The following is a 10,034-nucleotide window of genomic DNA, read 5'->3' as shown; positions in this document are numbered from 1 at the left end:
GCCGCCGTTGCCGGAGCCACCGTTGTCGCCGGAACCGCCGCCGTTGCCGCCACCGCCGTTGCCGGAACCGCCGCCGTTGCCTGAGCCACCGCCGTTGCCGCCACCGCCGTTGCCGCCACCGCCGTTGCCGGAACCGCCGCCGTTGCCGGAGCCGCCGTTGCCGTTACCGCCGGTCTCGGTGCCACCGTCGCCGCCACCGTTGCCGTTACCGCCGGTCTCGGTGCCACCGTCGCCGCCGCCGTTACCGTTACCGCCGGTCTCGGTGCCACCGTCACCGTTACCACCGGTCTCGGTACCACCGTCACCGTTACCACCGGTCTCGGTACCACCGTCACCGTTACCGCCGGTCTCGGTACCGCCGTCGCCGTTACCACCGGTCTCGGTGCCACCGTCGCCGCCCGGCTCGCACTCGGGGTCGACGACGATGTCGCAGGGGTCGCCACCCTCGACCTTCAGGCCGACCTTGGCTCCCTCGTCGCTGACACCCGCGCTCACGCCGATGTCGAGCGCCGAGGCGGCGCCCGCGGCGGTCAGCGAGGCTCCGGCGGCGATCACCGCGCCGGCCGCAATCCGCGCGACACGAATCCGCGTCTTCTTCGTCATGTAGTTGCTACCCCCAGTAGCCGAAATAGTCAGTGAGGCCGCACTCGGGGGCCGTGATCGACGGGGGTGGCTGCACTGACGTCCCCCCGGTTCACATGCGCCCCAGAAATACGCATGCCGCGCTCACCCTTGCGAATGTTCAAAGCAACGTCAAGGGCATTGCGTACGCCATGTCCAGGTACGGGACGTATGCCGGACACAAAGGGTGTGAGTGTGATGTAAAACCCAGACATCCCCGGCGGACACGGGGGGAGACGAAAGGCAACCGCCGCCTGAGGGGCGGCAGTTGCCTTGTCGACAAAGCGGTGACTCCGCTTCGCGCTACTTCTCCTGCTGCTTGCGCCAGCGAATTCCGGCCTCCAGGAAACCGTCGATCTCGCCGTTGAACACGGCCTCGGGGTTGCCCACTTCGTGCTCGGTGCGCAGGTCCTTGACCATCTGGTAAGGGTGCAGCACGTACGAACGCATCTGGTTGCCCCAGGAGTTGCCGCCGTCGCCCTTGAGGGCGTCCATCTTGGCCTGCTCCTCCTGGCGGCGCCGCTCGAGGAGCTTGGCCTGGAGGACGTTCATCGCGGTCGCCTTGTTCTGGATCTGCGAGCGCTCGTTCTGGCAGGAGACCACGATGCCGGTGGGGAGGTGGGTGAGCCGCACCGCGGAGTCGGTGGTGTTCACGCCCTGGCCACCGGGCCCGGACGAGCGGTACACGTCCACCCGCAGCTCGGACTCGTCGATCTCGATGTGGTCGGTCTGCTCGACCACGGGGAGGATCTCGACGCCCGCGAAGGAGGTCTGGCGGCGCCCCTGGTTGTCGAAGGGCGAGATGCGCACCAGCCGGTGCGTGCCCTGCTCGACGGAGAGGGTGCCGTAGGCGTACGGCACCTGCACGGCGAAGGTGGTCGACTTGATGCCGGCCTCCTCCGCGTACGACGTCTCGTAGACCTCGGTCTTGTAGCCGTGCTGCTCGGCCCAGCGCAGGTACATGCGCTGGAGCTTCTCGGCGAAGTCGGCGGCGTCCACGCCACCGGCCTCGGCGCGGATGTTGACCAGCGCCTCGCGGGAGTCGTACTCGCCGGAGAGCAGCGTACGGACCTCCATCTCGTCCAGCGCCTTCTTCACGGCCGCGAGCTCGGACTCGGCCTCGGCACGGGTGTCCGGGTCGTCCTCCTCCTCGGCCATCTCGAAGAGCACGCCGAGATCGTCGATCCGGCCGCGCAGGGCCTCGGCCTTCCGCACCTCGGCCTGGAGGTGGGAGAGCCTGCTGGTGATCTTCTGCGCCTCGTCCGGGTTGTCCCACAGGGAGGGCGCGGCCGCCTGCTCCTCGAGCACGGCGATGTCTGCCCTCAGCTTGTCGAGGTCCAGGACGGCCTCGATCGACTCCATGGTCGAGGAGAGGGACTTCAGCTCTTCGGATACATCGACGACTGCCACGCATCCAGCGTAACGGCTCCGCCAACCGGTATTCGCCCGGTCGTCACGGGCGGCGGTGGCCGCGCCCCGCGCGGGCCGGTGCCCGGCTCACGGACGGACGGGTGCCGGCCTCACGGAGAGGCCGGTGCGGAGTTCCGCGTGTCCTGGGGCCCCGCGTCGCCCTCGTCACCGCTGGTGGCCAGCCACGTACCGACGCCGATCGCGGCCACCAGGGCGGCCGCGCCCGCGCCCAGGGCGAGCCGACGGCGCCGCGCGGTGGCGCGGTTGCGGGCCGAGCCGGGGCGCGGGGCACCGGACGCGCGCGGGGCCCGGGCGGTGCCGCGGGCCCCGCCGGCCAGCTCGTCGGGGGCCGGTACGCGCATGGAGGTGTGCGTGTCGCGGTTGGAGTCGGCCGGCTTCGGCCCCGGCACCAGCGGCACCGCGCCCCGGCGCCGGACGGGCTCCCCGGCGGACTCGGGGGCCCCCGGGGACGAGGCGGACTCCTCGGGCGCGTCGTCCTCCTGCTCCGCGTCGGGCTCGTCGACGTCCAGCGGCCCCATCCCGGCCAGCATCGGCAGCAGCTCGCGCAGCCGGGTGCCCAGCTCGGAGGCGCGCAGCCGGGAGGCCGGTGCCTTGGCGAGGCACTGCACGAGCAGCTGCCACAGCTCGTCCGGGATGCCGGGCAGGGGGACGACCGTCTCGGTCACATGGCGGCGCAGCACGGCGCCGGGGTGGCCGCCGCCGAACGGCGTGAAGCCCGCGAGCAGCTCGTACAGGACCGTGGCCAGCGCGTAGATGTCGACCGCGGCGCGCGGCGGCAGGCCCTCGACGATCTCCGGGGCCAGGTAGTCCGGCGTACCGATGATCTTCGTGGCCCGGGTGCGCCGCGGCGTGTCGATGAGCTTGGCCACCCCGAAGTCCGTCAGCAGGGCCGGGTGCGCGCCGCCGGGGCCCAGCGGGCCCTGCATGTCCAGCAGCACGTTCTCGGGCTTGACGTCGCGGTGCACGACCCCGGCGGCGTGCGCGGCGGCCAGGCCGTCGGCGACGTCGGCGACGATGGCCACCGCGGCCTCCGGTGCCAGACGCCGCTCCCGGTCGAGGCGGGTGCGCAGATCGGTACCGCGCACCAGGTCCATGACCAGGGCGAGGTCGTTGCCGTCGACGACGAGGTCGCGCACGGAGACGACGTGCGGGTGCTCCAGGCCGAGCAGCGCGGTGCGCTCCTGCACGAAGCGTGAGACGAGCTCCTGGTCGGACGCCAGGTCCTCGCGCAGCAACTTGATCGCGACGGGCCCCTCGGGGCCCTCGCCCAGCCACACCGTGCCGGCGCTGCCCCGCCCGAGGATCTGGTGGGCGGTGTACCGGCTGCCGATCTTCCGTGCCAAGACTGCTCCTACCGACGCGTGTTGCGCCTAAAAGTACGCGTCCGGGGAGGCGACCTTCACGGCGGAGGCGGAAATCACCCGCCGGTTGTCGACAAATCCCCAGAGTCGGGGACGCGTCGGCCGGCGGGCGGGCTCAGTTGCCGCTCGCGCTCCCGCCGCCCGAGCCGCCGTCGCCGCCCAGGTCCCCGATCCACCCGGTCACGGTGTCGAACCAGTCGCTGAGCTGGTCCCAGTAGCCCTTGCCCGTGCCGATCCACTCCTGCAGCGGGCTCAGCTCCCAGACCAGCCAGCCGGCCACGAACAGGATGACGACGGTGAACAGGCATCCCTTGAGGCAGCCGAGCCCGGGGATGCGCATCGGGTTGGCGCCGCGCTGCCGCGGCGGCCGGGGTTCGCGCCGGGGCGGCTGCGGCTCGGGGGCGGGCGGCGGGGCGTACCGCTGCGGCTGGGGCCGGGGCGGCTGCTGGGGCTGCTGGGGCTGTGGGGTGGCGTACCGCTGCGGCTGTCGCTGTTGCTGTTGTTGCTGCTGCTGCTGCTGCTGCGGGTAGCCGTAACCGGGCTGCGGGGGCGGTGGGCCCTGCGGGGCCTGGCGGGGCGGCTGCTGCGGGCGGGCGACCTGCCGCTGGGGGCGGCGGCGCAGCGGGTCCTCGTTCGGATCGAGGTACTGGACCTGCGTCTGTTCGTTGCGGTCGCGGGCGGCGCGCAGCTGGTTCTGCCAGGGATGCGGGTCCTCGGGCCCGCCGGGCTGTCCGCCCTGGCCCTGCCCCGGTCCGCCCGGCTGTCCCGGCGGCACCGGCGGCATGACGGCGGTCGGGTCGGCCGCGCCGCGGCTGGGGAGTACGGCGGTGGGGTCGGCGGCGCCCGCGGGGGTGCCGGTCTGCGGCAGGACGCTGGTCGCGCCGTTCGGGTCGTGGGCGCCGTTCGGGTTCTGCGGGAGGACCTGCGTCGGGTCGGCGTCGCCAGGGGCGCCCGGGACCTGCGCGGGCGCCGGGTCGGGGGCGAGGAGCGCGCCCACGTTCTCGGCGGCGCCGATCTGCGCGCTGTTCGCGTGCACGCCGATGCCCTCGGCGACGACGCGCAGGCCGCGCGCGAGGTTCTCGGCGCTGGGGCGGTCGTCGGGATTCTTGCGCAGGCAGCGCTCGATGACCGTCCACAGCGGGTCGGGGACGGTGGAGGGGCGGCGCGGCTCGGCGCTCAGGTGCTGGTGCAGCACCTCCAGGGCGGAGCCCCCGCCGAACGGCGGCCGGCCGGTGACCAGCTCGTACAGCAGGATGCCGGCGCCGTAGATGTCGACGGCGGAGGTCTGCGGGCGGCCCTCGGCGGACTCCGGCGCGACGTAGGCGGGCGTGCCGACGAACTCGTGGGTGCGGGTGAGGCCGGGTGAGTCGGCGAGGCGGGCGATGCCGAAGTCGGTGAGCATCGGGTGCATCTCGCCGTCGGTCTGCTTCAGCAGGACGTTGGCCGGCTTCAGGTCGCGGTGGACGACGCCGTCGGCGTGGCTGGCGGCGAGCGCGTCGGCGATCTGGGCGGTGAGCAGCGCCGCGGCGACGGGCGTGAAGGGGCCGTTCTCGCGCAGGTAGCGGTGCAGGTCGGGGCCGTCGACGAGGTCCATGACCAGCGCCAGCAGCTCGCCCTCGACGACCAGGTCGCGGACCCGGACGATGTTGGGGTGGGTCAGCCGGAGCAGGACGGAGCGCTCCCGCAGGAAGCGCATCACGATGTCGGGGTCGCTCGCGAGCTCCTCCTTGAGGACCTTGATCGCGACGGTCTCGCCGGGCTGTCCGGCCACGGCCGCCTCGGCACCCGCGGTCTCGCGCTGGCGGGCCCGCCAGACGGTGCCCGTGGCGCCGCGACCGAGGGGTTCCTCGAGGAGGTACTTGCTGCCTACCGGCCGCACGTCATGCGCTCCCTGTTGCTTGCTGGCTGTTCCGACCCACTGTAGTGCCGCCGTGTACGGCACCGGGCTGTCGCCGTGGTGCGGGTTCCCATTGGTCCGCAGGTGCGTCTTACGTTCTGCTGACACCACCCGTTCAGGTGCGTGTTCGAGGGAAAGACGCTCGACCTGGTCCCTTGGTTGCCGGGCCCGGACGTGACCGATCTCAAGCGGACGGCATCCGGTCACCAGGATGACAACCGCCAGGCATTTTTGGGGGCAGAGCCGACCAATCAAGATCATTTGGCGGCGGGGGGCGGGCACGTTGTCAGTGGCAGGTGCGAGGATGCGTGCAGTACTGGCCGACGTGCTCGTGTGACGGTGGGGGAAGTCCGCGGTGGGGGACCGCGGGGACGGCTTCTGTCCCGGCGCGCGGGCGCCCGCGCGAAGGGACCGCTGACGGCGATGCAGATCCGGCTGACCGTCGTAGACCCGCTGGGCCCGCACACCGCGGCGGGGGGCCGTGCCGCGAGCTGCGACGTGCTGGTCACCGCACCGGCCGGCACCGCCCTGGCCGCGGTCGCCTCCGGGCTGGCCGCGGCGCTCCCCGGCGGCGAGGGCCAGGGCTCCGGCCAGGTGGTGCTCTACGCCGGTGCGCAGCGGCTCGACGCCCAGCGCAGCACCCTGGGCGAGCCGCCGCTGATCGACGGCGCCGTGCTCTTCCTGGGCGCCCCGGGCGAGCCCGATCCGCACACCGAGCCGGCCGAGGTCCCCGCCCAGCTCCACGTCGTCGCCGGTCCCGACGCCGGCGGCGTCCACCTGCTGCACGGCGGGCGGATCCGGATCGGCCGCTCCGCCGACGCCGACGTCGCGCTCGACGACCCGGACGTCTCCCGGACGCACTGCGCGGTGACGGTCGCCGCCGACGGCCGCGTCTCCGTGGCCGACCTCGGCTCCACCAACGGCACCACCCTGGACGGCACCCGCGTGGGCGACCGCCCGGTCCGCTTCGCGCCGGGCGCGCTGCTGCGGATCGGCGAGTCGGCCCTGCGGCTCGTGCCGGTCCCCCGGGGGGCGCGGGCGCGGGTGGAGACGACGCCGGACGGGGAGGGACACGTACGGCTGTCCGGCGCGCAGACGCCCCCGGCGCCGTCCGCCGGACGGGGCGTGGGGACGGACGCCGGGGGCGAGGGGCCGCACGCGCGCGTGGCCGACGGCGTGCACGAGCACGCCCGCTCGGGGAGTGAGACGGACGGTCCCCCGCGCGCGACCAGGAGTAGTGAGGCGGACGGTCCCTCGCGCGCGACCAGGAGTGCGGACGGCACCGCACCGTGGACGGCCGGGACCGCGCACCCGCCCGGGGGCGGGGACGCGTCCCGACGTGGGGCAGACGCGGCCGGGGCCGCGGGCCGGGACCGCCCCGCCGGGCGGACGCGCCACGCCTACGGCACCGCGGGGGCGGGCACCGGCGCGACGCCGGGCGAGCCGCCCCAGGTCCCCGGGCAGGGCGGCGCACCGCGCGTCGAGAGCCACGGCACCGGCCCCTTGGCGGGCCCGCCGCGACCGGTGCCGGCGGGAGGGGACACGCACGGCGGCGCCTCGGGCGCGGGCGCGTTCCGTACGGGCGCCTTCGCAGCCGGCGGTTCCGAAGCCGCCGCCCCCGGCGGAGCCGCCGCCCCGGACGGCGGCCCGCGGCGCGAGGGAACGCCCCTGCGGGAAACCGACGTACCGCAGGGGGTGCGCAGGCGCAACGGGCTCGGTGCGTGGGCGCGACGGCTGACCGGCGGACGCGGCGGCGGTGAGCAGGCGGCGCCCGAGCCCGGGACGCACCCCTACGGCGACGAGACCGCCGGACCGGCGTGGACGCCCCCGCCGGGCGTCCCCCACGCGCCGGAGACCTGGCCGGACCCCGCCGCGCTGCTGCTGACGGCGCTGGGCCCGGGACCGCGACTGTGGGAGCGCGGGCCGGGCCACCCGGAGGCGCTCACCGTGCGGCTGGGTACGGCCGACCGGGTGGCGCCCGGCGGTGACGTGCCGTTGCCCGCGGTCCCCGTGACCGCCGGGCTGCGCGAGGTCGGGGCGCTCGGGCTGGCGGGGCCGCGCGCGCGGCTCGCCGGGCTGGCCCGCGCGGTGGTGGCCCAGCTCGCCGCGCTGCACTCCGCCGACGTCCTGGAGATCGTCCTGATCAGCGCGGACCGCTCCCGTCCGCTCGCGGAGCGGATCGCCGAGTGGTCCTGGCTGGGCTGGCTGCCGCAGTCGCGGCCGGGACACGGCCAGGACTGCCGCCTGCTGCTCGCCTACGACCGCGAACAGGCCACGGCCCGCGCCCAGGAACTCCTCCGCCGTCTGGAGGACCACCTGACCGACACCCGCACGGGGGCCCGGTCACCGGTCCCCGCCGGCACGGTCCCGGCCCGGCCGACGGTCCCCTCGCAGGACGCGCGGCGGGCCGGCCCGGTGACGACCGCGGGCACCGCCCGGCAGCCCTCCTGGGCACGGCCCGACGACGGGACCGACCCGGTCGGCGGCTTCCCGGGGCCGTACACGGTGGTCGTCGTGGACGGCGACCCCCAAGGCGCCGACGTGCGCGAGACGCTGGCGCGGCTGGCGCTGGAGGGACCGCGGGCCGGCATCCACGTCGTGTGCCTCGCCGAGACGGCCGCCGCCTCCCCGACGTCCCCGGTGACGGAGACGTACGAGGCGGCCTGCGCGGCGTCGCCGGTGTTCCCCGAGTGCGGCGCCGTGGCGCTGCTCAGCGGAGACGTGGCGACGGCCCTGCGGCTGCTGCGGGTCGCCCGCGCGGGCGCCGCCCCGGGTGCTCCGGCCGCCCCCGCCGGCCCGGTCGGTCACGGCACCCTCGGCACGGCCGACGCCGTCTCCCTCGCCTGGGCCGAGCGGTTCGCCCGCGCGCTGGCACCGCTGCGCACCGACGGCCCCCTCGGCGAACGGCACGCGCGGGTGTCCGCGCCGCTGCCCCTGGCGGCCCGGCTCCTCGACGAGCTGGGCCTCGCCCGGGCCACCCCGGCCTCCCTGATGGCCCGGTGGGCGGACGCGGCCGACGACACGGAGGCCCTCGGCGGACGCGCGCACGCCGTGCTGGGCGCCGGACCGCGCGGCCCGGTCACGGCCGACCTCACGGCCGAGGGACCGCACCTGCTGGTCGAGGGCCCACCCGGCAGCGGCCGCACCGAGCTGCTGCGGGCGCTCGTCGCCTCGCTCGCCTCCGCCGAACGCCCCGACCGCCTCGGCATCGTCCTGATGGACGGCCGCGACAGCGTGGGAGCGGGCGGCGGGCACGGGGAGGGACTGCGCGTCTGTACGGACGTACCGCACGTGACCACCCATCTCACCGCCAACGACCCCGTACGCATGCGGGAGTTCGCCCAGTCCCTGAGCGCCGAGCTGAAGCGGCGCGCCGAACTGCTCGGCCGGTCGGACTTCGCGCAGTGGCACACCGGGCGCGAGGTGTCGGGCCGGATGGTCGCCCAGCGCACGGCGGGGGGCGGCGGCGCCCTGGGGCCGGCGGCGATATCGGACTCCGGGGACGTCGAATCCCCGCCCAGCTCCACGCTGCGGCTGCGGCCGGGCGCGGCCCGGCGCCGGGCGGGGACGGCGCCCCCGCTTCCCCGCCTCGTCGTGGTCGTGGACGACCTCGACGCCCTCGTGACTCCCCCGCTCGGCTCCCCCGGGCGGCCCGCGGCGGGGTCGGTGATGCGGGCGCTGGAGGCGGTCGCGCGGGAGGGCGAGCGGCTCGGCGTGCACCTGGTGGCCGCCACCGCGCCCGGGGGCCGTACGGCCCAGACGGAACCGGCCCTCCGCGCCACCCTGCGCGTCACCCTCGACGCGCCGGTGCCGGGACCGGACGAACCGGCGCCGGGGCGTGGGCGGTTGGTCCGCGCGGACGGGCGGGCCGTGGTGTTCCAGGGCGGCCGGGTCACGGGGCGCATCCCGCGGACGGCGACCCTGCGGCCCACGGTGGTCCCGCTGGAGTGGCACCGCATGGGCGACCCGCCCGCCCGGCGCCCGGTACGGGAACTGGGCAACGGGCCGACGGACCTGGCGCTGCTGGCCAGCGCGTTGGAGCGGGCCGCCCGGGAGGTGGGGGCGGCGGAGGTGCCCTCACTGCTGTAGCACCGGCGGTTCCCGTACGGGCGGTAGCCCCGGTAGGGGGCGGCAGCCGGGGCTCGCCCGGTGGCCGCCCCCTACCGGGGCTACCGCCCCTGTCACCACGCCGGACGCGTGCCCCAGCACGTCCCGGCATGGCGACACATCCACGTCCGGCGTGGCGGCCCCCCTATCCGGTCCGGTGTGGCGACACACCCCGTCCCGGCGTGGCGACACACCCCGTCCCGGCGTGGCGGCACCGCCCCGTCCCGCGCAGTGCCGCAGCCCGCCCAGCGTCACGCCACCCCGTCCGACGCAGTACCGCGGCCCGCCCAGCGTCACGCCACCCCGTCCGGCGCAGTGCCGCGGCCCGCCCAGCGTCACGCCACCCCGTCCGGCGCAGTGCCGCAGCCCGCCCAGCGTCACGCCACACCCTCCGGTGCAGTACCGCAGCCCGCCCAGCGTCACGCCACACCCTCCGGCGCAGTACCGCAGCCCGCCCAGCGTCACGCCACACCCTCCGGCGCAGGGCCACCTCCAGCGTTGCGCCACAGCCCCGCCCGGCGTGGTGCCGCAACCCCGCCCGGCGTCACGCCCGGCGTCGCGCCCAAGCCCCGCCCGGCGTTCGCCGGCGAGGCCGTTCGGGCCGAAGCGGGGGCCTG

Annotated in this window: 4 protein-coding genes and 1 pseudogene; 1 reads left to right on the top strand and 4 read right to left on the bottom strand. The window is 76.0% G+C overall.

Features of this window, described 5'->3' with window-relative positions:
* From KUM32_RS19035 to KUM32_RS19020, 4 genes and pseudogenes are all read right to left on the bottom strand, one after another.
* Positions 1 to 603, bottom strand: a pseudogene (locus KUM32_RS19035) (hypothetical protein); the annotation flags it as partial.
* A gap of 321 nt (positions 604 to 924) precedes the next feature.
* Positions 925 to 2,031, bottom strand: coding sequence for a peptide chain release factor 2 (gene prfB / locus KUM32_RS19030; protein WP_217143121.1), 1,107 nt, complete (start codon positions 2,029 to 2,031; stop codon positions 925 to 927).
* 110 nt (positions 2,032 to 2,141) lie between these two features.
* Entirely contained in the window at positions 2,142 to 3,395 is a 1,254-nt protein-coding gene (locus tag KUM32_RS19025; RefSeq protein ID WP_217143120.1) for a serine/threonine-protein kinase, read from the bottom strand.
* A 133-nt stretch (positions 3,396 to 3,528) separates the two neighbouring features.
* Positions 3,529 to 5,292, bottom strand: coding sequence for a serine/threonine-protein kinase (locus tag KUM32_RS19020; RefSeq protein ID WP_217143119.1), 1,764 nt, complete (start codon positions 5,290 to 5,292; stop codon positions 3,529 to 3,531).
* 441 nt (positions 5,293 to 5,733) lie between these two features.
* Here KUM32_RS19020 and KUM32_RS19015 point away from each other — a divergent pair, with 441 nt between their 5' ends.
* Positions 5,734 to 9,399, top strand: coding sequence for an FHA domain-containing protein (locus KUM32_RS19015; RefSeq protein WP_217143118.1), 3,666 nt, complete (start codon positions 5,734 to 5,736; stop codon positions 9,397 to 9,399).
* The last annotated feature ends 635 nt before the right edge of the window (positions 9,400 to 10,034 follow it).

The organism is Streptomyces sp. AC627_RSS907 (assembly GCF_019049165.1).
Note: the sequence above shows the minus strand (reverse complement) of the source record. Positions and strands in the feature narration are given on the sequence as shown.

What these genes read in the sequence shown, in the direction of transcription:
- KUM32_RS19015 (WP_217143118.1), top strand. Translation starts at nt 5,734, where the DNA reads ATGCAGATCCGGCTGACCGTCGTAGACCCGCTGGGCCCGCACACCGCG.